Below are 23,640 nucleotides of genomic sequence, written 5' to 3' on the forward strand. Positions count from 1 at the left end.
GAGACTATCGGCCACGGCTCTGCCGCGGCGGGTGTGGCCCAGAAGACGCGCCGCCACCCGACCCCGGCCGCCCGGCATCCGGGCCGGCCCGCGAGCCTTCGCCGGTGGTGGCGGCCGCGTCGTCGGTCGGCTCCGGCCGGGCGTGCGCCGGCCCCGGCGGGTCCGATTCGGGTACGCCCGCAGCCGACTCCGACCGGGCGGGCCCGCCCGGCTCCCGTTGGGCGTGCATGGGCCGGCCGGCGCGCGGCAGCCCATCGGGTGGGCTGACGGCACCCGAGGGCACCGGGATCTCGCACATCGGCACGTCGGGGCGGATCTCGGCGACCCGATAGGTGTCCCGACCGGCCGCCTTGGCCGCGTAGAGGGCGTCGTCGGCGGCTTCCAGCACCTCCCGGCCGGTGGTGCCGTGGTGCGGGTAGACGGCGATGCCCACCGACACGGTCACCACGATCGGCCCGGCGTACGCCTCGACGACCACCGGCGTCTCCCGTACCGCCGCGCCCAGCCGTTCCGCGACGATCGCCGCGCCCCGGGCGTCGGTCTCCGGCAGGAGCAGCACGAACTCCTCGCCGCCCTGGCGAAAGGCGAGGTCCACCTCGCGGATCTCGCCGCGCATCCGCTGGGCGAACTCGGCGAGCACCGTGTCCCCGGCCGCGTGCCCGTACGTGTCGTTGACGTCCTTGAAGCGATCCAGGTCGAGGGCGAGCACGCTGAGCATCCGGCCGAACCGGCTGGCCCTCTCCACCTCCCGCCGGATCGACTCGCTCAGGTAGCGGTAGTTCCACAGCCCCGTGAGCGGGTCGGTGAGGGAGAGCCGCTGCGCCTCCTCGTGCACCCGGACGTTGTCCACCGCCACTGCCGCGTGCCCGGCGAAGGTCCGCAGGGTGACGAGGTCGTCGTCGTCGAACTCGTCGGCGCCCAGCCGGTCGTAGAGGGCCAGCACTCCCAGCGCCGCCGCCGGCGCGCCGGCCTCGTCGGCCTCCGCCGTTCCACCCGAACCGGCAGTGGTCCCGCCGCCCACGGTGGTCCCGCCGCCCACGGCGGTCCCGCTGCCGCCGAGGGTCGCTGTGCCGCCACCGGGGATGGCTGTGCCGCCGCCCACGGCGGTCGTGCCGCCGGGGGTGGCGAACGGCACCGCGACGTACGTGCGGCAGCGTGGCTCCCCCGTCGGGATCTCGGTCGCCTCCACGCGCCCCCGCTGCGGCACACCGGTTGCGGCCACCGCACCCACCACGCCGACGCCCACCGGCACCCGCAGCGGCTCCGGGCCGTCCTGGTCCCCCGCCGGCCAGCGCCCGTCCAGCCCTTCGCTGCACTGCGCGACGAGCACCCCGCCGGACTCCACAAGCAGCACCGCGCCGGCCCGCGCACCGGTGGCCGCGATGGCGCTGTGCAGGATCACCCGCAGGATGCGTTGCAGGTCATGGGTGCTGGCCAGGGTGTCGCCGAGCACCGCCAGGTGCCCGCGTAACTGGTCGCGGCTGCTGGTGAGCGCCGCGACGTACGACCCGGTCTCCCGGGTCATCCGGTTGAACGCGACGGCCAGGCGGCCCAGTTCGTCCCGGCTGCGCACCGGCACCCGGGCGGTCAGGTCTCCGTGCGCCACCCGGTCCACGGCACCGGCCAGCTCCACAAGCGGTCGGGTGGTCACCCGGGCGAGTCGCCAGGCGGCCAGCACGGCGAGCAGCCCGGCCAGCACGACCGCGCCGGCAAGCGTGGCGGGCAGACCGGGTGGCCGCTCGCTGGGCACCGAGAGCACCAACGGCAGCGGCTGCCCGCTGGACGGCCCGATCCGCCGCACGTACCGACCGTCGGTGGTCTCCGTGACCCGTTCGCCGTGGGTGGCGTTGGCGGCGGCAAGCACCGCGTCGCGTACCTCGCGGGACTCGGTGGTGTGGGTGAACCTGGCGGCACTCGCACCCCCGTCGAGCAGCGTGACGGCCACCCCGGTGACCGCCGCGAGCCGGGCCACGAAGGCGGGGTCGACCAGCTGCGCGGCGGCCACCGTACCCACAAGGGCCCCGGCCCGGTCGTGCAGGTCGACCCGGGCGGCCAGCGCGCGGACCGGGCCGGGCGACGCGGCGGCCGGGCCGGAGCAGTCCCGCCACGGCATCGGCGGCGCGCCTGGTGAGGCGTAGGTGACCTGACCGGTCACGTCGGTGATCAGGACGGCGGCGGCCAGTCCTCGGCCGACGAGCTGGCCGGCGGCGACGGCGGGTTCGCCGGTGAGGGCGACCGCGTCGGCCGTGGCACGTAGCTGCTGGCAGAGGGCGTCGACCGAGGTACGCACCGTGGATGCGGCGACCGCGAGGCGCTCAATTGATCGACTGTGGTCGACGGTCGCGACGGTGGAGGCGACGAAGAAGGCCCCGAGCAGGACCGGTCCGAGCACCACAACGAGGAAGGCTCCCGTCAGCCGTCCGCGTAGCGTCACTCGGTCCCCCCGGAAGTTCCGCCTCCGTTGCTTGCGATGCTGACACAGAGCGACCGTGGTAGTGGTGTTGCGTCAGGAGTGTTGCGTGCCGGAATTTTCGGATGAAGCGGAAGCGGCCCGAGAGGCCAAGCGGAAGACCCGCGTCGACCTGCTCGCCCGCCGCCGGACCCTGCCCGGTCCGACGCGGGCCGCCGCAGCCGGGCGCGTCCAGGCTGAACTGGTCACACTGGTACGCCGGCTGCGCCCCCACCGGATGACGGCGTACGTGCCGGTCGGCTCCGAGCCGGGCGGCGCCGACCTGCCGGAGGTGCTGCGGGCGGCGCTGCCCGCCGACGCAGAGTTGCTGCTGCCGGTGCTCCGCGACGACCTGGATCTGGACTGGGCGGCGTACACCGGGCCCGACGCTCTGGTGGCGGCCGGCCGGGGCATCCGCGAGCCGGTCGGGCCACGGCTCGGGGTGGACGCGGTGGCCCGCGCGGAGCTGGTGGTCGTACCGGCGCTCGCCGTCGACCTGCGCGGCCGGCGGCTGGGCCGGGGCGGCGGCTCGTACGACAGGGCGCTGGCACGGGTGCCGACCACCGCGCTGACCGTTGTGCCACTGCACGACGGAGAGCTGGTCGAGACGATTCCCGCCGAGGCGCACGACCTTCCGGTCCGAGCGGTCGTCACCCCGGCCGACGGGGTGCGTACGCTTGATGACGGCCCGGGTAGAGCGCATGGTGTCGCGCCCCACACGTCCGCTGGACGAACCCGGGGCGAATGACGCACCATTGGCACTCGAATACGTCGAGTGCCAACTGGCCCGAGCCCGATACCGGAGGAGAACGTGCCTACGTACCAGTACGCCTGCACCGCGTGCGGTCACCAACTCGAGGCGGTGCAGTCCTTCTCCGACGAGCCGCTGACCGAGTGCCCGACGTGCCAGGGGCGGCTGCGCAAGGTCTTCAACTCCGTCGGCATCGTCTTCAAGGGCTCGGGCTTCTACCGCACCGACTCCCGCGCGGCCGGCTCCGAAGGTGCGACCGCCGGCACGGCGAGCAAGACCGAGTCGTCCTCGTCGACCTCGGGTGGGGATTCCGGCTCGTCGAGCTCGTCCTCGGGCGCGTCGTCGTCCGGGTCCTCGTCTGGCGGGTCTTCGTCCGGATCGTCTTCCTCGTCCGGGTCGTCTTCGTCCGGCGGGTCGAGTGGCGGGAAGGCCCCGGCGGGCAGCTCCGCCTCCTGACCCACGCGAGTCACGCGAACCTCTTGAGGCGCGAACCTCTTGAGGCGCGCGAACCTCTTCAGGCGCACCAGCCTCTTGATCGACTCGGGTTCCTGGAAAGCGGCCTTTCCGAGCCGCTCGGATACCCCGATTTCCAGGAACCCGAGTGGATCAGCGCCGGCGGAGCTTCTCGCGCCATAGCAGGTCTGGCCGTTGGATGGGCGTTGTCCACAGGCCGGCGGGTTATCCACAGGCACCCGCGCAGGGGCGGATCTGGCGGCCACGACCGGCCTAACCTGCCGTCCACGGGTGCCACCGCGGCGCCCGGGACGGGAGGCGCCAGATGGCGACAGGCGATCCGGGTTCGGCGCGGGCACTGCGCCCGCTGCGTCGGCTGGCCCTACCCGGCGGGCGTACCCTGCTCCGGGCCGCGCTCGTCGCCGCGCTGCTGGGCTTGGCCGCCGCCGTCCTGCACACCCCGCCCACCTGCCCGCCAACCGATGCCGCCGACCGGTCCCCAGGGCGCTCCGGCGGGGCCAACGCGGGACCACTCTCGTCGAACGGGCCGGCCGGCACGGGCCACGGCCGGGCCGGTACGGGTGACGACCAGCCCGGCACCGACCAGAACGGGAACGGTCAGACCGGCACTGGGCAGCCCGGAACAGAACAGAACGGCACGGATCAGAACGGCACCGGGCAAACCGGCTCCGGGCAGGGGCGGAGCGGCACTGCCGAGGGCGGCACGCACCCGTCCTCGGGTCCCCTACCGCTGCCCAGCGGCGCGGTAGGGGTACCGATCCGGCTGGCCGAGCCGGCAGCCCTGGCAGTGGTCCGGCCCGGTGCCCGGGTCGACCTGCTGGCCGCGCCGCCCGGCGGGGCTGGTGCCGCCGAGGCGACAGTGCTGGCACCGGGTGCCCTGGTCCTGGACGTACTGGGTGCCGGTGCGACCGACGGCTCCGCTGCGCTGTATTTGGCACTTCGCCCCGACCAGGCACAACGCGCTGTCGGGTTGCCCGAGGGCAGCCGCTTCGCGATCGTCGTACGCGGCTGACCGCACAGCTCGAACGAGGCCCGAGGTAGACGGACGCCGAACCGGGTGCTGACCACAAGCCGGCGGCAGCGGCTGGCGGAAAGGCGGGAGTCAGTCCCAGTGCGGGGGGCGCTGCGCGAGAAGCCAGTCGTCGTTGCCGCTGGCCCGCTCGCCCCAGCCCTGATCGGTGTCGTCCGAGGTCTGCTCGGGCAGCACCACGAAGTCGTCGCTCAGGTCGACAGTGCGGTCGTCGTCGCCGCGCGTGCCCTGCGTACCGGGGTCGGTGCTCACGAGCGGCAAGACTAGCGCAGCCGGCGGGCAGCGAACCGTACGCCGACATCCGCGCTGACCAGGAAGCAACGGACCAATGGGCGCGGAGGCACGAGGCCCGGTCAGCGGAGGCACTCCAACGGGCAACCGGACCAAGCGGGCCACACCGGCCAGAAGTGACCGGACCGACCGCCACGTTGGTAGCGTCGGACGGCGTGACGACCCCCAGCGGTGGCAGCACTCCGGACGACTACTGGCGTCGACCCGAAACCGGTGACGGCGAACAGACGGGCCGACCACCCGCCGCGCCCGCCAGTGCCTCCCCGAGCGCCTACCCGGGGCCACCGCCGAGCGTGCCGCCTCCGGCTGGCTGGCGCCCTCCCGTTCACCTTCAGCCGGCACCGCCCCGACGGCTGCCTCCGCAGGACATGGCCGACCTGGACGCCGCCGAGCAGCGCTCGCAGCGGGTCACCTACGGCTTCGGCGCGGCGGCCGGCGTGGTGCTTGTGGTACTCGTCTGCCTGCTCTGCTCGCGGGTCATCTTCTGATCCCCTGGCCGCGCCGCCACCGCGCCCGAAGAGGCAGCCCAGCACCACGGCCCAGCCAAAGAGCAGGGCCGATCAGAGGGTCGTGCCCCAGACCGCCTCGGCGCCCGAGTGGCCGGTCAGGTAGACGTACACCAGGGCGCCGATGGACAACGCGACCACCGCCACCGCGAGCACCGGCGTCACCAGGTTCGGCAGCTGCGGCACCCGGGGATGCCCGCTGGTCACCACGAGCAGCAGGATGGCCACGATCCCGAGCGGCAGAACGATGCGGAACAGGATGTCGCCGTACCGGGAGTGCTCGAAGATCTGGTTGAGAATCTGGCCCTGGTAACCGCGGGCCACCAGCGCATCGGTGAACGCCTCGCCGGACTTGACGGCCACGAAGGCGGTCACCGGCGCGGTCACGGCGAGGATGCCCAGCGCCCAGTCCAACCGGTGCCGCCAACGCGGCAGTCCCACGTACCCGATGGCCAGCACCGCGAGCAGCGGTACGAAGACGACCACCGCGTGTACGACGAGGACGTGAGCCGGTAGACCCAGGATCTCCTCGAACATCGACTCCTCCTGGTGAATCACGGTCACGGGACCGCAAACGGACCGCGGGTTGTTCCCGGGCTCTCTTCTGAAGGACACGTGCGGTGCGGCCATCGGGTTCAGCGCGACATGGTCCTGCGCCGGGAATCCCAGGTTGTGTCGGTGACCACGGCGACGGGCGGACGGTTGTCGATGCCGACCGCGCGTGCTGTCATTGGGCTCATGTCCGGTGCCGAGGAGCAACTGCGATCGAAGGGTCTGCGGGTCACCCGACCGCGCCTCGCGGTGCTCGACGTGCTCGCCGGTGGTGGTCACCTGGACGTCGACGAGATCACGCGGCGGGTCCGCGAACGCCTCGACTCCGTCTCCACCCAGGCGGTGTACGACGTGCTGGGGGCGCTGTCGAGGGCGGGCCTGTCCCGCCGGATCGAGCCGGCTGGCAGTCCGGCCCGGTACGAGGCACGTGCCGGCGACAACCACCACCACGTGGTCTGCCGGGGCTGTGGCGAGATCGCCGACGTCGATTGCGCGGTGGGCAGCGCGCCGTGCCTGGAGCCGGGCGTCGCACACGCCTTCGAGGTGGACGAGGCGGAGGTGACCTTCTGGGGTCTCTGCCCGGCCTGCCAGTCCCGCCGCTCCGCCGACAGCTGACAGGCTGACAGGTGACCACCCGCCTCCACCTCCGCGCGAGGGGCACCGTCGGGCGGACCGTGGCACTCTTGGTCGGTGGACTCCGATGACCTCGGCCTCTTCGGTCCGGGTTCGGTCACGTGGAAGGTGCACGAGGAGCCGATCCTGATCGTCGCCGGCCTGCGCTCGCTCTACCTCCAGGCGTTGCACCCCCGAGCCATGGCCGGGGTCGCGCAGAACAGCAACTACCGCACCGACGCCTGGGGACGTCTGGTCCGCACTGCCACCTACGTGGCGACCACCGTCTACGGGACGACTGCCGAGGCGGAGGCCGCCGGGGCGCGGCTGCGCCGGCTGCACGCCCGGATGCGGGCCACCGACCAGCTCACCGGCGAGGAGTTCCGGGTCGACGAACCTGACCTGCTGCGCTGGGTGCACGTCACCGAGGTCGAGTCGTTCCTCAGCACCGCCCGGCGGGCGGGCCTGCCGCTCACCGACGACGAGGTGGACGGCTACTACACCGAGCAGCGCCGCTCGGCCGCACTCGTCGGCCTGGACCCGGCCACTGTGCCGGGAACGGCCGCCGAGGTGGAGGCGTACTACCAAGAGGTACGGCCGGAGCTGCGGATGACCCGGGAGGCCGCCGAGACGGCGCTGTTCCTCACCGCACCGCCGCTGCCGTGGAAGCTCAGCCTGCCGGCCCGGCTGGGGCTGACACTGGGTCCACCGCGCTGGGCGTACCTGGGGATCGCCGGCACCGCGCTGGCCCTGCTGCCGGCGTGGGCCCGCCGGTTGTACGGCGGCTTGGGGCTGCCCACCACCGCGCTGTCGGCGGATCTGACCGTGCGCGCCCTGAGGCTGGGGCTCGGCGCGGTGCCCCGCCGCTATCTGGAGGGGCCGCTGTTGCAGGCCGCCAAGGAGCGGGCGGCACGGCTCACGGTGACGTCGCAGGCCGGCTGACCACGACGGCCGCCGGGTCAGCCTTCGGCGGGCCGGTCCACGGCCGCCCACGGCTCCTTGCCCGGCGTCTGCGCCCCGGTCGGGCAGTGCCGCCGGAAGTCGCACCAGCCGCAGCGCGGGCCGGGCGCCACCGGAAACGCCTCGTCGGCGTCGCCGCCGTCGGCGACCACCCGCTCGGCGGCCATGATGTCGCGTGCTGTCTCTTCCGCACGGGTCAGCTGCCGGGCCAGCGACTCGACTGTGTGGTCGTGGCCGGCGACCGTGCCGGTCGGCAGGTGGTGAAGCTCCACCCGTCGGCACGGCCTGCGGAAAACCCGCTCGGCCGCGTACGCGTAGAGCGCCAGCGCCTGCGAGCCTCGGGCGTCGTCGGTGTCGAGCCCGGTGCGGCCGGTCTTGTAGTCGACGATGACCAGCTCCGGACCGTCCGGACCGGGGCGGGAGTCGATGCGGTCGGCCCGGCCGTTGAAGGCGAGAACGGCGGTCTTGACCGCCACCACCCGCTCCACACCGAGCGGGTCGGCGTCCGGCTCCAGCGTCTCGACGTACGACTCCAGCCAGCCCAACGCCCGACGGTAGGCGGCCCGCTCCTGCTCGTCGTCGCGGTAGCCCTCGCGGACCCAGGTGCCCTTGAGCAGGACGGCCAGCGCCTCGGGGCGGCGGCGGTCGGCGGGCAGCGCGTACCAGTTCTTCAGGGCGGTGTGCACGCTGGCGCCGAGCGAGTTGTGCGCCCACGGCGGGCCCTTCGGCGGGGCGGGCCGGTCGACGTAGGAGTAGCGGTAGCGGCGGGGGCAGTCGGCGTACGCGCCGAGTTTGCTCGGCGTGCAGACGAACAGCCGCTCCGGCATGCCCTCGAAGCCGAGCTGCTCGGCGCCACCCGGGCGTTGTCGGGGGGCCCTGCCGCCTGCGGCGGGTCGTCCGGCTGAAGAGGCTCGTCGCACGCCTGCGATCCTGCCATCCACCTCCGACATCCGGAGGTACCGGTCAGGCCATGTTCACGTACTGCCTGACGAAGGCGGCCACCGCGTCGGCGATGAGCTGCACGGCGATCGCGGCGAGCAGCAGGCCGGCGATCCGGGTCAGCACCTCGATGCCGCCGGGGCGCAGGACCTTCACGATGCCGCCGGAGAAACGCAGCACGATCCAGACAGTGACCATCACGGCGAGGATCGCGGCGGCGATGGCGCTGAAGTCGCCAATCCCGTCGGCCTGCTGGACGAAGAGCATTGTGGCCACGATGGCGCCCGGGCCGGCCAGCAGTGGGGTACCCAGCGGCACCAGCGCGATGTTCGAGGTGACCTGTTTGCTGGGGTCGTCGGCCTTGCCGGTGAGCAGTTCCAGGGCAACCAGCACGAGCAGCAGGCCACCCGCGGCCTGGAGGGCTGGCAGGTCGACGTGCAGGTAGTCGAGCAGGGTCTGCCCGGCCACCGCGAAGATCACGATGACGCCGAGCGCCAGCGCGACGGCTTGCCAGGCCGCCCGGTGGCGGTCGCGGGCGGGCAGGGGGCCGGTCAGCGCCAGGAAGATCGGCATCATGCCCGGCGGGTCGGTGATCACCAGCAGGGTCACGAAAACCTCGCCGAACAGCTTCAGATCCACGTGATCAACCTAGCCCTGCCGATGCGGGCCGAACCTCGGATCAGATCGAAGCGACATCCGTCACCCCCTCGGCCACGATCCGCTCGTACGCCTCGACGCTTGTGGTGAACGCGCCGAGCCCGACGGTCTTGTGGGTGCCGTGGAAGTCCGAGGAACCGGTTACCAGCAGCCCCAGTTCGCCGGCGAGCGCCCGGACGTGCGAGCGCTCGGCGGGGCTGTGGTCCTCGTGGTCGGCCTCCAGCCCGGCCAGCCCGGCTGTGGCCAGCTCGGCGATCAGCTCGTCGGAAACGATCGGCCCGCGCCGGCTGGCGCGGGGATGGGCGAAGACCGGTACGCCGCCGGCCGCCCGGACCAGCCGGATCGCCCGGAAGATGTCGATGTCCTCCTTCGGCAGCCGGTAGCGCTCGCCCAGCCAGTCCGGGCCGAACGCCTCCCGGGTGCTGCCGACCAGACCGGCCCGGATCAACGCCTGCGCGATGTGCGGACGCCCCACCGTGCCGCCGCCCGCGCCGGAGAGGATCTCGGTCCAGCTCACGTCGACGCCGTCGGCGCGCAGCAACGTCACGATCCGCTCGCCGCGCTCCTCCCGGGCAGCGCGCAGCCGGGTCAGCTCGGCGACCAGCTCCGGGTGGTCCGGGTCGAACAGGTAGGCCAGCAGGTGCAGGGACACCTCCCGATGCGCGCCGGTCCAACGGCAGGAGAGTTCCGCGCCCCGGACCAGGCACAGCCTCGGGGGCAGCGCCCGCAGGGCCGACGCCCAGCCGGCGGTGGTGTCGTGGTCGGTGATGGCCACCACGTCCAGCCTCGCGTCGGCGGCGGCGCGGACCAGCTCCGCCGGGCTCATCGTGCCGTCGCTGGCAGTGGAGTGGGTGTGCAGGTCGATTCGTGGCGCGGGGCCGGTACGCGAGGTCACCACCCCGACGCTACCGAGGACCGCCGGCCGCGGTCGCCAGGCCCGCCGATCGGCCGGCCCCGCGCGACTCCCGGCAGGCGACCGCCCTCCCGGTCACCGCAAAGGGTCAGCAGCACCGGTACGTCGCGAACAGGCAAGGTAGCGCGACCGAGGCGTACGGTCAGGAGCCGGTGACCAGGACCGGCCAGTCGCCGGGTTGCAGGCCGGGCACGGGACTCGTCTCGGCCGACTTTCCGGCCAACGCCCGTTTCACGTCGACCCGGACGAGGTTTCCGGAGCTGTCGACGTAGGAAGCTTCCGATTCGGTGCGCCAGGCGACAGCACCGGTTGCCGGCGGGCCGGCTGGTACGACGGTCAGTGGCGTCTCGAGCCGGTGCAGGTCGACAAGGAGCGCCTTGTCGGTCTTGCCGAGCGACCCGTTCACCAGCAGCCATCGCGCATCGGCGGAGATTTCGCCGACGCCGTCCCGGCTCAACTGCGGGCCACAGGCGGTTCGTACCGGCTTCAGGCCCCGGTCCGGGTCGAGCACGGCCAGGCAGGCGCCGCGCGGGTCACTCGTGGTGACCTGACCGACCAGCCGTCCGTCCGGCAGCGCGCCGTAGACGTTCAGGGTGCTCCGCTCGGAGCCCACAACCAGGTCGCCGGTGCCGGGGCGCCACAGGACGTGGCCGGGACTGCTCGGGTCGAGCCGGACCAGGACGTGGTCGCCGACGAACCGGACGGGCTCCGCGCCGTCCGGTGCGGGAGTGCGCACCGTCCCGATGAGCTGGGTGCCGACCACGCCCGCCACCAGCAGGTCTGCGCCGTCGCGCCAGGCGACCTGGGTGCCGTCGGGTGCCAGGACGATCTGGCTCGCGCCGGCCAGCAGCACCTGCACCAGCCCGTCGTTCTGGGTGACCCACAGGGAACGGCCCGCTGTGGTTTCCGCGCCGACCACAAGCAGACCCCCGCCGTTCGGCAGCGGGTGGGCCCGTTCCGCCGGGCCGACGGTGTGCTGGGCCAGCCGCTTCCCGTCCGCGGTGATCAGGACCCCGGCGAGGAGCCGACCAGCGGACGGTGCGGTGGTGGGGGCAACGGGGGTGGCCGAGGGGATCGACCGGTCCGACGGGTCGGGGTCGCCGATAACGACGATGGGTGGACCCTGCCGGCTGGTGTCCTCGGCGAGCTGCGCCATGCCGCTGCTGATCAGCACTGTGGTGGCGACCCCGAGGGCGAGACCGACACCTGCACGTCGCCGCCGGATCCGGTTCGCCCGGCGGATGGCCTGCCCGGCGGGGTCGGCGCTGAGTGGGTGGGCGACAGCGACCTGGTGCGAGAGGGTCTCCCGCACCGCACCTTCCAGCTCGTCACGTCGCACCTGGTTAGGACGCTCCGGCCCGCCGTTCAGGTTGTCCGACGAGCGGGGGAATGCGCTCACTGCCGTTCCCCGGGGCCGGTGCCGACGGGCACGGCTGCCGGGGCGGTGGGCAGGTCGGCGGCCAGGGCGGCCGGACGGGGTACGGCCGGGCGGGGCGCAGCCCGGTCGATCGCGTCGGGCCTAGGTCGGGCTGCCGCGTCGGCTCTGGACCGGGCTGCCGCGTCAACTCTTGGCGTCGCTGCGGGAATCCGCCGGCCCGGGGCACCCCCGCCACCCGTACGGCCGGTGCCGGTGCGGGCCGTACGGCCGGTGCCGGCAGCGTCGCCCTGAGCCTGCCTGGCAGCGTCGTCGACCAGATCGGGTGTGGCGGAACCGATCCGCCGGCGCAGCGTGGCAAGCGCCCGGGATGCCTGGCTCTTCACGGTGCCGGGCGAGATGTCCAGCATCGCGGCGGTCTGAGCCTCCGACATGTCCTCGTAGTAGCGCAGCACGAGCACCGCCCGCTGCCGGTTGGGCAGCTCCTTGAGGTGTCGCCAGAGCAGATCGCGGTCGAGTTGCTGCTCGATCTCGTCGACGCCGGCCCGCTCCGGCAGCACCTCGGTGGGGCGTTCACCGTGCCAGCGACGCCGCCACCAGCTCGTGGACGTGTTGACCATCACACGCCTGGCGTACGGCTCGACGGCCTCGATTCCGCCGAGCCGCTTCCACGCGAGGTAGGTCTTTGTCAGTGCGGTCTGGAGCAGATCCTCGGCCGTGGCCCAGTCGCCGGTGAGCAGATAGGCGGTGCGGAGCAGGGCGGCGGAGCGAGCCGCGACGAACTCGCGAAACTCCTCCTCCAACGGGTCCCTGCTCGCCACCACGCACCTCCGCGCCCAAAGCTGTCCTGGCAGAGTGCCACGTCAGAGGCGTTCCGGTCCATGACGAAAGGTGCGCACTTCCTCCGATGTTCGGACGAAAACTTTCACGCCCCGTCGTCGGCCTTGGCCTCGTCGGCCTCCTTGCCGAGCCGCGCCTCGACTGCCTGCGGCTCGTACATCTCTTCGACGACGCGCAGGTAGAGCTCGTTCGGGTTGGGCAGATTCTTGATCTCGCGCAGCGCCTGCTCCTGGCCCGCGGACTCCAGCACGAAGGTGCCGTAGTTGAGCGCGCGACCGGTCGGACTCTGCTCGTACTTCATGTCGGTGACCCGGACCAGCGGCATCATGGCGACCCGCCGGGTGATGATGCCGTTGACCACCATGACCCGCTTGTTGGTCAGGATGAAACGGTCATACCACCAGTCGGCGACCTTCCAGGCCACCCATCCCATCACCGCGAACCAGAGCAGCACGGCGATGGTGGTCAATGCGCCCACATTTTGCCCGGCGAGGAAACCGGACAGGTAGCCGAGCACGAAGGTCGCCCCGATGCCGATCAACAGCGGGGTGGTGAGGTGGATCCAGTGCCGCTTCCACTCACCCCGGTAACGCTCGGTGGGGAAGAGGTAACGGGCGACAAGTGAGCTGGGCTCGTCCTCCAGCGGAAGGACCCGACGGGGGGTCGAGCCGGTCGCGTCGGCACGCAGCCCCGCTAGCTCGTCCTCGGAGATCTGGGGTGGCTGATAGGCAGCCTCCGGATCACGGATCCAGGCCCGACCGGACCGACCTTCGCCGGCATAGCCGGGCCCAGCGCCGTAGCCGACGTCGTCCGAAAGGGACGGACCGTCCGACAGGCCAGGGCCAGCTCCGTAGCCCGGGCCGTCATCGGGGTCGATCCGCGGGATCGGCTCGGTGTCGCGCTCGCGGCGTTCCCGGTCAGGGTCGTCCGGGTCGAAGGGTGGTCCGGAGGGGCTTCCCATCGACGGCTAGGCGACGAGGCTGGTGAAGAAGTCGCCGAACCCCTGGGCGATGTCCATGATCCCGCCGCCCAGCGACTTGAACACGTCAGCCGCAGAGTTTGGCCTATAGGCGACGAAGAAGATCAAGAATGCGATTCCGGCCCAGGTGAGGACCTTCTTGACCATGGCGGGCCATCCTCTCGCGCGGCGCCGGGTCCCATTACCGCAGCGGCACCCAGAGTATCAGTGTGGTGTCGTACAGTGAATATCTGCGTCCGTTCTCCGTCAATCCGTAGGGGTTGTCAAGCCCTGCCGGGTAGGTACGGGGACGGTGCGCCGTACACGAGCTCGGGGGGAGTCCACTCGGTCAGGTCGTGTAGCACGACTTCTTCCGCGAGCAGGTGACCCGCACTCGCCGGCCAGGCTATCGCATGCAGCCACATTCCCCGAGCTTCGCCGGCGTACGCACTTCGATCCGTCGGCGAATTGACCAACCACAGTGGAGTCGGATGACCGCCCACACGGATCCTGGCCTGCCCAACATGCTCCGGATGCCCCGGCCCGGGGTCGCTCAACGCGTCGGCCAACTCCGGCCCCGGGTCCGGCCCGGACAGACCGGCAAGTCTGGTGCCCAGGCCGACGCCGGGCTCCTCGGCCACGAAGACAAGGTCCGCCGGCCCACCACCGAGCGGCGCGGGGCCGGCGCAGGCCACCGCCGTCGCCCGCACTCCGGTGCGGTCGTCCCCGGCGTACGCCACTCCGGTGAGAGTCCAGCCTGGCGGCAGCGGCCACGGGCACCACAGCGGCGTCCCGGGTGGACCGGCTGTCGCGGTGATCCGCTCCACCACGCTCGCGACGATCTCCGCTCCGATGTGCTCGGGTACGTGCAGTGGCGGCACCGGGCCACAGCGCAGGCACCTCGACTCGGTGTGCATCAGATCCGGCGCCCGTACCGGGCCTCCGCATCTCGGACAACTCACCGCGACACTCACATCCCCACCGTCACCCCGGACCGTCGGCACGTCAAGTCGGATCGTCCGATTGCGTCGGCGTGGCGCGGTTTCAGTCCGGCGGCGGCCCAGCGTGGGTACGGATCCACGCGTGCATGGCGATGCCGCTCGCCACCCCCGCGTTGATCGACCTTGTCGAGCCGTACTGGGCGATGGAGTAGAGCTGGTCGCACGCGTGGCGCGCGGGTTCGGAGAGGCCGGGTCCCTCCTGACCGAACAGCAGTACGCACTCCCGCGGCAGGGTGCCCGTCTCCAGCGGCCGGGAGCCGGGCAGGTTGTCGATGCCGACCACGGGCAGCCGCCGTCCGGCGGCCCAGTCGACGAACTCCTCGATCGTCTCGTGGTGCCGCACGTGCTGGTAGCGGTCGGTCACCATCGCGCCGCGCCGGTTCCACCGTCGCCGTCCGACGATGTGCACCTCGGCGGCGTTGAAGGCGTTGGCATTGCGGACCACAGTGCCGATGTTGAAGTCGTGCTGCCAGTTCTCGATGGCGACGTGGAAGCCGTGCCGGTGCTGGTCCAGGTCGGCGACGATCGCCTCGTGCCGCCAGTAGCGGTAGCGGTCGACCACGTTGCGCCGGTCCCCCTCGGCCAGCAACTGCGGGTCGTAGAGCGGGTCCTGCGGCGGGTCCCCCGGCCAGGGGCCCACACCCACCTCAAGCTGGTCGTCGGTCACGGTCATCAGAGGGTACGGCCCCGCGCGGCGACCACCGCGACGGCCTGCCCGGCCCGGGGCGAGGGTCCGGCGGGAGAGCCGGCCGGTCAGCCCAGTCCGAGCGCGCCACCGAGCCGGTCCAGGAAGCGCCGGTCCGCCGGGCTGGCCGCAACGCCGTCGGGCCCGGGCGCGGCCCGGCAGACGCGGCCCGCGACGGACTGCACCCACTGGCGGTACGCGGCCGAGTCGGCCGGGTCGGCGCGCCGCTGGAGGACCCGCACCGCAGCCCGGCAAGCGGCCAGCAGATCCACCATGTCGGTGAGGCGTTCGGTGGGCGCAGGTGCGCCGTCGTGGCGGGCGTAGATGGCGGCGACGACCGCCCGGACCAGATCGCTGTCGAACCCACGGCCGGCGGCCACGGCGTCGAGGCCGGCCAGGCCCGCCTGCACCCCGCGTTCGGGACGGCCGGGACCGGGTGCCGTGGCGGCCACGAGGACGCGACCGGGCAGGCCGGTGAGCAGGTCCCATTCGGCGGCGGAGTAGACAGCGGTGGTCAACGGCGCGGCGCGGCGCCCGGTTGCTGGCGGCTCTCCGGCGACGGAGTGGCTCATCGGCACCTCCGGCGTCAGCATAAGCCGCGAAACGGGAGCAGGGCCCCTTTCCCCAACAGATGCTGTTGCCGGGAGAAGAGGCCCTGCTCGGCGGAGTGGCTCCGCTTCGATGCTCAGCGCGGGTCGGGGAAGCTGGGCCGCTCCGGGTCCACTCCCTCGGCGACGGCGCTCGCCGCGTACTCCCGCTTGGGGACCATGACCTTGCGGCGGAAGACGCAGACCATCGTGCCGTCCTGGTTGTAGCCGCGGGTCTCCACCGACACCACGCCCCGGTCGGGCTTGGAGCCGGACTCCCGCTTGTCCAGGACTGTGGTCTCGCCGTAGATGGTGTCGCCGTGGAAGGTGGGCGCCACGTGCCGCAGCGACTCGACCTCCAGGTTGGCGATGGCCTTGCCGCTGACGTCCGGCACCGACATGCCGAGCAGGAGCGAGTAGATGTAGTTGCCGACCACGACGTTGCGCTTGAACTGGCTGGCCGTCTCGGCGTAGTGCGCGTCCATGTGCAGCGGGTGGTGGTTCATGGTGAGCAGGCAGAAGAGGTGGTCGTCGTACTCGGTGACGGTCTTGCCCGGCCAGTGCCGGTAGACCGCGCCGACCTCGAACTCCTCGTAGTAGCGGCCGAACTGCATGCTGGTCCCCTCCGACGGGCGGCGATGGAGTTCGGGACAGCATGCCTTACCGGTGGTTAAGGCGACCGGCGGGGCGCGACCTCGGCGGAAATGTCACACCGGTCACTCGCACGGGGGGAGACGCAATGAGCGGCGGGGCCCTCCCCGGCACCCGCCGCCCACGCTCTGATGCGGTGAATTCTGCCCTACGGTGGCGTAGGTCCGACAGAGATCGAGGTCACATTTATCTTTTCGTAACATTACTGTGGGTGATGAAATGTGGGTTGATCAGCGATCTCCGCAGGCTGGATACGTCCTCGTCAGAGCTCAAGTTACCGATTCGTAGAGCTCAATCGAGTGGATCTCTCTGGAAACGCTCCCATCACGGCAGGTCACGCAAGTGCACCGTGCACTTGCGATCCGCCAGGACCGAGATGAACAGATGTTTGTCGATGACCCTTCGTGATCCCGGGGTAGCCCGGAGCACGTTTCGTGCCCCACCGCCCGGGAATTCGATACGGTCAGCCCTGGTTCTACGGGACGTAGGTAAACCGCGGTGATCGGAGAGTGCAATGGCAACCGTTGAGCTGACCTCGGCGAACTTCGACGAGGTGACCGGCAACGACGGCATCGTCCTGGTCGACTTCTGGGCCGACTGGTGTGGTCCGTGCAAGCGGTTCGCCCCGGTCTACGAGCGTTCCTCGGAGAAGCACCAGAACATCGTCTTCGGAAAGGTCGACACCGAGGCTCAGCAGGAGCTGGGCGCGAAGTTCGACATCCGATCGATCCCGACGATCATGGCGATCCGTGACGGCGTCATCGTCTTCGCCCAGCCGGGCGCTCTGCCCGAGTCCGCGCTGGAAAACCTGATCGAGCAGGTCGAGGCGCTGGACATGGACGACGTCCGCAAGCAGCTGGCCGAGCACAACCACTGATCAATCCGTCCTGCGACGGCACGAAAGGCCGGGCCCGGTTCGGGCCCGGCCTTCGTCGTGTCCGGCCACCCCATGATCACCGCCTGGGCAGCCGGAACTGGCCATCAGTCGGACCCGGCACGGCCGGTACATCCCGTATCGTCACGACCCGATGGAGAATCTGACCACCCGCGGGCGCGTGACCCGGCTGGGCGCAACCGCGCTCGGCCTCGTCCTGGTCCTCGTCGGCACGTTCTGGGGCAGCGACGATGACTTTCCGTTCGGCCCGTTCCGGATGTACTCCACATCCAACCCGCCGAACGCGCCAGCGCCCGACACCCGCGTCGAAGGTGTGAACAGCGACGGCGACGTGATCGACCTCGACCAGAACGCGACGGGCATCCGCCGCGCCGAGATCGAGGGCCAGCAGTCCCGGTACGTCGACGACCCGACGCTGCTCACGCAGATCGCCGACGCGTACGCCGAACGCCACCCGGACGCCGCCGAACTGGTCGAGGTCCGCATCGTCATCCGCTGGCACGGCATCCGCGCCGGTCGCCCCACCGGGCAGCACATCGACCAGACGGTGGTCCGCTGGCAGGCCCTCCCATGAGCCGCTGGCTGACCGAGGCGGTGCCGCGCGGCCGGATCGCCGCCTTCCGGACCCTGATCTACCTCTTCGTCGCCGCCGACCTGGTGATCTTCACTCCCTGGGTCCGCACCCGGGCCAGCGTGCCCGGCGATCTGTACCAGCCGCTGCTGATCGGCCGGATCCTTCCACTGCCCACACCGACGCCGACGCTGGTGGCGGTGATCTTCTGGGTGCTGCTGCTCGTCGCCCTGGTGGCCGCGACCGGCAGGGCACCCCGGCTGCTCGGCTGGACGGTCTGCGCGCTGTACCTGGAGTGGATGATCATCGCGATGAGCTACGGAAAGGTGGACCACGACAGGTTCGCCCTGCTCGTCGCGCTCGCCGTGCTGCCGACCGCCGGCCGCGCCCGGCACGGCGACACCACCCGCACCGAGGCCGGCGGCTGGGCGCTGCGGGTCACCCAGATCGCGGTGATCTGCACGTACTTCCTAGCCGCCTTCGCCAAGCTGCGCTTCGGCGGGTTGGACTGGCTGACCGGCTCGGTACTGGCGAGGGCCATCATCCGACGCGGCACCGACCTGGCGGACCTGATCGCCCAGGTGCCGTACCTGCTGATCGTCGCCCAGTTCGGCATCGTGGCCTTCGAACTGCTCAGCCCCGTGGTCTTCCTCCTGCGGGAGCGCTGGCGGCTGGCCATGGTCGGCTTCTTCTACTCGTTCCACGCGGTGACCATCGCGACCATCACCATCTCGTTCGCGCCCCACCTGGCCGCGATGGCCAGCTTCCTGCCGCTGGAGCGGGTCCGACCACTGGTCTGGGCGCGCCGTCTCGTCGGCCGCGAAGCTCGCGGGTCAGCGACGGCCGGCCCGGAGCCGGCGCGCGTCGACGTCGAACCGACGCCGCCCGACCCTGCTTCGGTGGGAGCCGGTGCGGAGCCGGTGCCGCCCGGAGGTCAGGCCCCGGTGGTCGGGCGGCCCGCCGGGCCGTAGAGCCGCTCCCTGGCCTCCTGCGGCAGCGAGCAGGCCGCCGTACCGCCGGGGAGTCGGTGCCGGTTGCGCGCCACCCAGCGGTACGTCGGCCAGGCCACCGCGCGCACGGGAGGGACCCGCAGCACGGCGCCGGCAGCCCGCCAGAGGGGACCGCTGGCGGCGAGCAGCTTTGCGATGGCGTCCGGGCCGGCCGCGCGGGAGTCGTCCGCGCCCACCCACTGCACGGCCTCCTCGCACTCCGCGGTCGTGAGGCCGAGCGCGTCCAGGTCGGCGAACTGCCAGGGCACCACCCGTGCGGCGGTGGGGATCCGGCGTTCGATGAACTCCGCACAGGTCGTGCAGAACGCGCAGTCCCCGTCGTAGACGAATGTCGACGTCTCCATGCCGTCCATCCTCCCCCTCCGGCCTGCGGATTGGGCGCGGGTGTCCGGCGGGTCACTTGCGCCATGCTCGTACACGTGTTCGAATAGTCCCCATGCGCTGGGACAACCTCACCGCTCCCCCGGTCGAGGGAGACCCCGAGCGGGCAGCGCCAGCGACGCCACCCCTGCCGCTGGCGCTGCCCGGCGCCATCGCCCGCACCTTCGACACCCCCGAGTTTGCCGGGATGACGTTCTACGAGGTGCAGGCCAAATCCATCCTGAACCGGGTGCCCGGGCAGTCCCGCGTCCCGTTCGAGTGGACCATCAACCCGTACCGGGGCTGCTCCCATGCATGCGTTTACTGTTTCGCGAGAAACACTCACACTTACCTGGACCTCGACTCCGGAGCGGACTTCGATCGCAAGGTGATCGTCAAGGTCAACGCCGGCGAGCTGGTCCGGCGGGAGCTTGCCGCGCGTACGTGGCGGGGTGCGCACGTCGCGATGGGCACCAACGTGGACTGTTACCAGCGGGCCGAGGGGCGCTACCGGCTGATGCCGCAGATCATCGCGGCTCTGCGCGACTTCGCCAATCCATTCTCGATCCTCACCAAGGGCACGCTGATCCTGCGGGACCTGCCACTGCTGCGCGAGGCCGCCGAGGTGACAACTGTCGGCATCTCCTACTCCGTGGGCTTCGTCGACGAACAGCTCTGGCGTGCCGTCGAGCCGGGCACACCGCACCCGCATCGCCGACTGGACGCGGTCCGTGCGCTCGCCGACGCCGGTTTCTCCGTCGGAGTGCTGATGGCGCCGATCCTGCCCGGACTGAGCGACAGCGACGAGTCGATCGACGCCACAGTGTCGGCGATCGCCGCCGCCGGGGCGACAAGCGTGACTCCGCTGGCCCTGCACCTGCGTCCCGGCGCCCGGGAGTGGTACGCGCAGTGGCTGGCCCGGGAGTACCCGCACCTCGTGCCCCGCTACCGCGAGCTCTACCGGGCGGGCTCCTACGCGCCGCAGGCGTACCAGCGGGAGCTGACAGCGCGGGTGCGCATCGCGGCCCGCCGGCACGGGCTGCACCGTGGTGAGCTGAGCGACAACCGTCGCGTGCCCGAGCCGCCTCCACCACCGGCCGCCGAGCAGCTGACCCTGCTGTAGCCGGAGGTCGGAGCTACAGTCGGCGGGTGCGTACAGCTCAGCAGATCCTCGCCGACTCCGCCGTGATCGCCGTCGTGGGCGCGTCCCGCGACCCATCGAAGGCCGCCCATCGCGTGCCGTTGCAGATGCAGCAGTACGGCTGGCGGATCATCCCGGTCAACCCGACAGTCGACGAACTCTTCGGGGAGCGGGCGTACAAGACGCTCGCCGACATCCCGCACCCCGTCGACATGGTGGACGTGTTCCGGCCGGCCGCCGACGCCGTGCAGGTGGTTCGGGAAGCGGCGGCGATCGGCGCCCCGGCGGTCTGGCTGCAACTGGGCATCGTCTCGGCGGAAGCGCGCCAGATAGCCGAAGAAGCCGGAATGGACTACGTAGAAGACCGCTGCCTAGCCGTCGAACGAGCCGCAGCAGCCCTAACCCGCCTGCCCTAACCGCTCCCTGATCCCGCCTGCTGATCTCGCCTGCTGCCCCGTCGATCATGGAGTTGTGGTGCCGAGGTTAGTAGGATTTGTCGCCCGAACCCCCCACCACAACTCCATGATCGACGGGGCAAAAGGGGGACGGGTTAGAGCTTGTACTCCTTTAGGAGGCCTCGGCTGATGATGGTCTTCTGGATCTCCGAGGTGCCTTCCCCGATCAGCAGGAACGGGGCTTCCCGCATCAGGCGCTCGATCTCGTACTCCTTGGAGTAGCCGTAGCCGCCGTGGATGCGGAACGCCTCCTGGACGACCTCGGCGCAGTATTCCGAGGCGAGCAGCTTGGCCATCCCGGCCTCGACGTCGTTGCGCTGGCCGGCGTCCTTGAGTCGGGCGGCGTTGACCATCAGGGCGTGCGCGGCCTCGATTTTCGTACCCATCTCGGCGAGCTTGAAGGCGATGGCCTGGTGCTTGGCGAGCGGCTGGCCGAAGGTCTTGCGCTGCTGCGCGTAGCCGACTGCCAACTCGAAGGCGCGGATGGAGATGCCGCAGGCGCGGGCGGCCACGTTGACGCGGCCCACCTCGATGCCGTCCATCATCTGGTAGAAGCCGCGGCCCACCTTGTCGGTACCGCCGAGGATTGCCGAGTCGGGCACCGTCACGCCGTCGAGCACCATCTCGGTGGTCTCGACGCCCTTGTAGCCCATCTTGTCGATCTTGCCGGGGATGGTGAGGCCGGGGGCCGTCTCGCCGAAGCCCGGCTCCTTCTCCAGCAGGAAGGTGCTCATGTTGCCGTACACAGACTCGGCGCCGGTGTCGGTCTTGACAAGGGTGGCCACCACGGAGGAGTACGCCCCGTTCGTCAGCCACATCTTCTGCCCGTTGAGCACGTAGCTGTCGCCGTCGCGGACCGCGCGGGACTTGATCGCCGACACGTCGGAGCCCGTCTCCGGCTCCGACATCGAGAACGCGCCGCGCACCTCGCCGGTGGCCATCTTCGGCAGCAGCCGGGCCTTCTGCTCGGCGGAGCCGTGCTGGGAGATCAGGTACGCCACGATGAAGTGCGTGTTGACGATGCCTGAGATCGACATCCAACCGCGGGACAGCTGCTCCACCACGAGCGCGTAGGTGAGCAGCGACTCGCCGAGCCCGCCGTACTCCTCGTCGATGGTGAGGCCGAACAGCCCCATCTCGCGCATCCCGTCGAGGATGTCGGTGGGGTACTCGTCGGCGTGCTCAAGCCGCTGCGCGTGCGGAATGATCTCCTTGTCGGCGAACTCGCGGACGGTCTCCAGGATCGATTGCTGCACATCGGTCAGGCCGGGCGTCTGGGCGAGTCGGGCCATCTCAGCCTCCGGGGATCAGCGCACTACTCATGGGTAACTGAACGCTCGGTCAGTATCGACCTCCGGGCCGGCAAGGCCAAGGTGACCAGTCCACACAACCGCTGTGAAAAGGTTCACCGCTGCGGGTAGCGTCCGGCAAGAGGGACTTTTCCGGCACCGGCAGGAGGAGCACGGCTGTGACCTACCCGCCACCGTCGGGACCATCCGGCGACGAGCCGCCACCGTCACCCTACGAGCCGCCTCCGGACCAGTCGCCGTACGCGCCGCCGCCGGCCGGTCAGACGCCGTACCCGCCACCGCCCGACCAGTCTTCCTTCGGGTCGCCGGAACGCTCACCGTACGGGCCACCCGCCGACGAGCCGTCACCGTACGAGCAGCAGGGACAGCACCAGTCGGCGCACTGGGGGCAGCAGCCGCCGTACCCTCCGCAGGGCCCCTACGGCCAGTACGGCCCGCCGACGCCCGGACCGAGCCGGCCCACGAACCTGCTGGCGATCCTGTCGCTGGTGTTCGCCTTCGTGTTCCCACCGGCCGGCGCTGTCCTCGGCCACGTGGCCAAGCGCCAGATCCGCACCAGCGGCGAGGAGGGCGGCCAGCTCGCCACCTGGGGAATGATCCTCGGGTACGTCTTCACAGGGCTGACACTGCTGGCCTGCTGCGGCTGGCTGGCCCTCGTCATCATCGGCAGCAACAGCAACAACGGCAGCTACTGAGCGACAGTGGACCGGTCAGCGGAACCGGGCCTCCCGGACACTGTTGCCGCCGTCGACCACGAGCATCTGCCCAGTGATGTACGAGGCAGCCGGTGAGCAGAGGAAACTGATGGCCGCCGCGACCTCGTCCGGGGTGCCCGGTCGGCCGACAGGAGTGCCCAGCCCCTGCTTGATCTCGGCCATCGTGGACGCCGCCGTGTAGATGGTGCCGGGCGCCACCGCGTTCACCGTCACCCCGTCGGCGATCATCTCCATGGCAAGCGCCCGCGTCAGCCCCACCACGCCGGCCTTCGCCGCCGCGTACGCGGCCTCGGTGGGCAGGGCGTTCACCGGCCCGGCGGTGGCCGCCAGGTTGACGATCCGCCCCCAGCCCCGCTCGGCCATCCCGCCGATGAACGCCCGACTGCACAGGAACGCTGTGGACAGGTTGCGGTCGATCTCGCCACGCCACTCGTCGTAGGTCAACTGCGCGACCGGCCGCAGCACCCCCTGGCTGGCACGACTCGCCAGGCCCGCGTTGTTGACAAGCACCTCGACGTCGCCCAACTGCTCAGCGACCGCGTCGGCGAGCGCGCCGACCTCCGACTCGTCGGTCAGGTCGGCGACGAAGCCGGTCACTCCCAGTTCGCCGGCCCGCTCGTGGATGCGGCGGGTCGTGGAGACGATCGCGACCCGCGCCCCCAGGTCGGCGAGCCGCCGGGCGGTCGCGTACCCGATGCCGTCCGGGCTGCCCGCCCCCGTCACCAGGGCGACACGCCCGTCGAGCCGCATGGTCACCGGGTCGGGGAGCGCGACCGGCTCGTCGGCGCCGACCCCGCTGCCCGGCGTGGTCGCACGGCCGCGCCGAGCCGCACCCGGCCGGCTGACGTCCCGTCTCGGTCGGCTTCCGGAACGGTCCGCGGCACGCGATTCGATTGCCATGCCAGGGATCCTGCCCGTTACGACCGACCTGGGCAACGCGGCACCCGGGAG

At 71.4% G+C, this 23,640-nt stretch carries 29 protein-coding genes; 11 read left to right on the forward strand and 18 right to left on the reverse strand.

Going from position 1 to position 23,640, the window contains the following annotated elements; genetic code table 11:
• Positions 1-4: 4 nt before the first annotated feature.
• Positions 5-2,434, reverse strand: a complete 2,430-nt coding sequence (locus tag F4558_RS23115) for a diguanylate cyclase (protein WP_312877387.1) — start codon at positions 2,432-2,434, stop codon at positions 5-7.
• Positions 2,435-2,519: 85 nt separating this feature from the next.
• Between F4558_RS23115 and F4558_RS23120 the strand changes: the two genes are divergently transcribed.
• Positions 2,520-3,197, forward strand: coding sequence for a 5-formyltetrahydrofolate cyclo-ligase (locus tag F4558_RS23120; RefSeq protein ID WP_053659211.1), 678 nt, complete (start codon positions 2,520-2,522; stop codon positions 3,195-3,197).
• Between the two features lie 218 nt (positions 3,198-3,415).
• On the opposite strand, the gene F4558_RS32250 is transcribed toward F4558_RS23120, so the two are convergent.
• Positions 3,416-3,670, reverse strand: coding sequence for a hypothetical protein (locus F4558_RS32250; RefSeq protein ID WP_312877456.1), 255 nt, complete (start codon positions 3,668-3,670; stop codon positions 3,416-3,418).
• Between the two features lie 308 nt (positions 3,671-3,978).
• On the opposite strand from F4558_RS32250, the gene F4558_RS31760 reads away from it, so the two are divergent.
• Complete coding sequence (locus tag F4558_RS31760; RefSeq protein ID WP_231640174.1) at positions 3,979-4,686, forward strand: hypothetical protein; 708 nt, start codon at positions 3,979-3,981, stop codon at positions 4,684-4,686.
• Between the two features lie 90 nt (positions 4,687-4,776).
• On the opposite strand, the gene F4558_RS23140 is transcribed toward F4558_RS31760, so the two are convergent.
• Positions 4,777-4,965, reverse strand: coding sequence for a hypothetical protein (locus F4558_RS23140; protein ID WP_053659207.1), 189 nt, complete (start codon positions 4,963-4,965; stop codon positions 4,777-4,779).
• Between the two features lie 185 nt (positions 4,966-5,150).
• Here F4558_RS23140 and F4558_RS23145 point away from each other — a divergent pair, with 185 nt between their 5' ends.
• On the forward strand, positions 5,151-5,483 hold the full coding sequence (locus tag F4558_RS23145; RefSeq protein ID WP_167945979.1) for a hypothetical protein: 333 nt from the start codon (positions 5,151-5,153) through the stop codon (positions 5,481-5,483).
• Positions 5,484-5,555: 72 nt separating this feature from the next.
• On the opposite strand, the gene F4558_RS23150 is transcribed toward F4558_RS23145, so the two are convergent.
• Entirely contained in the window at positions 5,556-6,038 is a 483-nt protein-coding gene (locus F4558_RS23150) for a DUF2231 domain-containing protein (RefSeq protein WP_053659468.1), read from the reverse strand.
• Positions 6,039-6,239: 201 nt separating this feature from the next.
• Between F4558_RS23150 and F4558_RS23155 the strand changes: the two genes are divergently transcribed.
• Together F4558_RS23155 and F4558_RS23160 are read left to right on the forward strand one after the other, a co-directional pair.
• Complete coding sequence (locus F4558_RS23155; RefSeq protein WP_053659205.1) at positions 6,240-6,668, forward strand: Fur family transcriptional regulator; 429 nt, start codon at positions 6,240-6,242, stop codon at positions 6,666-6,668.
• 75 nt (positions 6,669-6,743) lie between these two features.
• The gene (locus tag F4558_RS23160; RefSeq protein WP_167945980.1) at positions 6,744-7,607 is read left to right on the forward strand and encodes an oxygenase MpaB family protein; all 864 of its coding nucleotides are present in this window, start codon (positions 6,744-6,746) and stop codon (positions 7,605-7,607) included.
• 17 nt (positions 7,608-7,624) lie between these two features.
• On the opposite strand, the gene F4558_RS23165 is transcribed toward F4558_RS23160, so the two are convergent.
• The 11 genes from F4558_RS23165 to F4558_RS23215 form a co-directional block, all read right to left on the reverse strand.
• The gene (locus F4558_RS23165) at positions 7,625-8,452 is read right to left on the reverse strand and encodes a RecB family exonuclease (protein ID WP_197281630.1); all 828 of its coding nucleotides are present in this window, start codon (positions 8,450-8,452) and stop codon (positions 7,625-7,627) included.
• 136 nt (positions 8,453-8,588) lie between these two features.
• On the reverse strand, positions 8,589-9,203 hold the full coding sequence (locus tag F4558_RS23170) for a MarC family protein (RefSeq protein WP_053659201.1): 615 nt from the start codon (positions 9,201-9,203) through the stop codon (positions 8,589-8,591).
• A 40-nt stretch (positions 9,204-9,243) separates the two neighbouring features.
• Complete coding sequence (locus F4558_RS23175) at positions 9,244-10,116, reverse strand: PHP domain-containing protein (RefSeq protein ID WP_157552889.1); 873 nt, start codon at positions 10,114-10,116, stop codon at positions 9,244-9,246.
• Positions 10,117-10,276: 160 nt separating this feature from the next.
• Positions 10,277-11,533 (reverse strand): hypothetical protein, encoded by a 1,257-nt coding sequence (locus F4558_RS23180; protein ID WP_167945981.1) that lies wholly within the window; start codon positions 11,531-11,533, stop codon positions 10,277-10,279.
• Positions 11,530-12,330 carry a SigE family RNA polymerase sigma factor gene (locus F4558_RS23185; protein WP_167945982.1) on the reverse strand — a complete coding sequence of 267 codons (801 nt, stop codon included), beginning with the start codon at positions 12,328-12,330 and terminating at the stop codon, positions 11,530-11,532. The genes F4558_RS23180 and F4558_RS23185 overlap by 4 nt, the downstream gene beginning before the upstream one ends.
• Positions 12,331-12,434: 104 nt before the next feature.
• Entirely contained in the window at positions 12,435-13,310 is an 876-nt protein-coding gene (locus tag F4558_RS23190; RefSeq protein ID WP_053659197.1) for a PH domain-containing protein, read from the reverse strand.
• Positions 13,311-13,316: 6 nt separating this feature from the next.
• On the reverse strand, positions 13,317-13,475 hold the full coding sequence (locus F4558_RS23195; protein ID WP_007455302.1) for a hypothetical protein: 159 nt from the start codon (positions 13,473-13,475) through the stop codon (positions 13,317-13,319).
• 116 nt (positions 13,476-13,591) lie between these two features.
• The gene (locus tag F4558_RS23200) at positions 13,592-14,311 is read right to left on the reverse strand and encodes a DUF6758 family protein (RefSeq protein WP_312877388.1); all 720 of its coding nucleotides are present in this window, start codon (positions 14,309-14,311) and stop codon (positions 13,592-13,594) included.
• Positions 14,312-14,351: 40 nt separating this feature from the next.
• Positions 14,352-14,975 carry a TrmH family RNA methyltransferase gene (locus F4558_RS23205; protein ID WP_053659460.1) on the reverse strand — a complete coding sequence of 208 codons (624 nt, stop codon included), beginning with the start codon at positions 14,973-14,975 and terminating at the stop codon, positions 14,352-14,354.
• Between the two features lie 86 nt (positions 14,976-15,061).
• Positions 15,062-15,565: a hypothetical protein gene (locus tag F4558_RS23210; protein WP_167945983.1), complete on the reverse strand. Its 504-nt coding sequence runs from the start codon at positions 15,563-15,565 to the stop codon at positions 15,062-15,064.
• Between the two features lie 113 nt (positions 15,566-15,678).
• Positions 15,679-16,194 carry a MaoC family dehydratase gene (locus tag F4558_RS23215; protein ID WP_053659194.1) on the reverse strand — a complete coding sequence of 172 codons (516 nt, stop codon included), beginning with the start codon at positions 16,192-16,194 and terminating at the stop codon, positions 15,679-15,681.
• 551 nt (positions 16,195-16,745) lie between these two features.
• Here F4558_RS23215 and trxA point away from each other — a divergent pair.
• The 3 genes from trxA to F4558_RS23230 all read left to right on the forward strand — a co-directional run bounded on the left by trxA (position 16,746) and on the right by F4558_RS23230 (position 18,668).
• Complete coding sequence (gene trxA, locus F4558_RS23220; RefSeq protein ID WP_030329190.1) at positions 16,746-17,108, forward strand: thioredoxin; 363 nt, start codon at positions 16,746-16,748, stop codon at positions 17,106-17,108.
• Positions 17,109-17,259: 151 nt separating this feature from the next.
• Entirely contained in the window at positions 17,260-17,700 is a 441-nt protein-coding gene (locus F4558_RS23225) for a hypothetical protein (protein ID WP_053659191.1), read from the forward strand.
• On the forward strand, positions 17,697-18,668 hold the full coding sequence (locus F4558_RS23230) for an HTTM domain-containing protein (RefSeq protein ID WP_053659189.1): 972 nt from the start codon (positions 17,697-17,699) through the stop codon (positions 18,666-18,668). The genes F4558_RS23225 and F4558_RS23230 overlap by 4 nt, the downstream gene beginning before the upstream one ends.
• On the opposite strand, the gene F4558_RS23235 is transcribed toward F4558_RS23230, so the two are convergent.
• On the reverse strand, positions 18,632-19,051 hold the full coding sequence (locus tag F4558_RS23235; RefSeq protein WP_053659187.1) for a thiol-disulfide oxidoreductase DCC family protein: 420 nt from the start codon (positions 19,049-19,051) through the stop codon (positions 18,632-18,634). The two genes, F4558_RS23230 and F4558_RS23235, sit on opposite strands and share 37 nt — an antisense overlap.
• A 92-nt stretch (positions 19,052-19,143) precedes the next feature.
• On the opposite strand from F4558_RS23235, the gene F4558_RS23240 reads away from it, so the two are divergent.
• Together F4558_RS23240 and F4558_RS23245 are read left to right on the forward strand one after the other, a co-directional pair.
• Positions 19,144-20,190 (forward strand): Rv2578c family radical SAM protein, encoded by a 1,047-nt coding sequence (locus tag F4558_RS23240; RefSeq protein WP_053659185.1) that lies wholly within the window; start codon positions 19,144-19,146, stop codon positions 20,188-20,190.
• 26 nt (positions 20,191-20,216) lie between these two features.
• Positions 20,217-20,624 carry a CoA-binding protein gene (locus F4558_RS23245; protein WP_053659183.1) on the forward strand — a complete coding sequence of 136 codons (408 nt, stop codon included), beginning with the start codon at positions 20,217-20,219 and terminating at the stop codon, positions 20,622-20,624.
• 134 nt (positions 20,625-20,758) lie between these two features.
• On the opposite strand, the gene F4558_RS23250 is transcribed toward F4558_RS23245, so the two are convergent.
• Complete coding sequence (locus F4558_RS23250) at positions 20,759-21,955, reverse strand: acyl-CoA dehydrogenase family protein (protein WP_053659181.1); 1,197 nt, start codon at positions 21,953-21,955, stop codon at positions 20,759-20,761.
• A gap of 176 nt (positions 21,956-22,131) precedes the next feature.
• Here F4558_RS23250 and F4558_RS23255 point away from each other — a divergent pair, with 176 nt between their 5' ends.
• Positions 22,132-22,668 (forward strand): DUF4190 domain-containing protein, encoded by a 537-nt coding sequence (locus F4558_RS23255; RefSeq protein WP_053659180.1) that lies wholly within the window; start codon positions 22,132-22,134, stop codon positions 22,666-22,668.
• Between the two features lie 15 nt (positions 22,669-22,683).
• Here the strand turns inward: F4558_RS23255 and F4558_RS23260 are convergent, their stop codons facing one another.
• Complete coding sequence (locus F4558_RS23260; protein ID WP_053659177.1) at positions 22,684-23,589, reverse strand: SDR family NAD(P)-dependent oxidoreductase; 906 nt, start codon at positions 23,587-23,589, stop codon at positions 22,684-22,686.
• Positions 23,590-23,640 lie beyond the last annotated feature (51 nt).

Origin of the sequence: Micromonospora profundi, assembly GCF_011927785.1 — a bacterium.
Lineage (GTDB): Bacteria > Actinomycetota > Actinomycetes > Mycobacteriales > Micromonosporaceae > Micromonospora > Micromonospora profundi.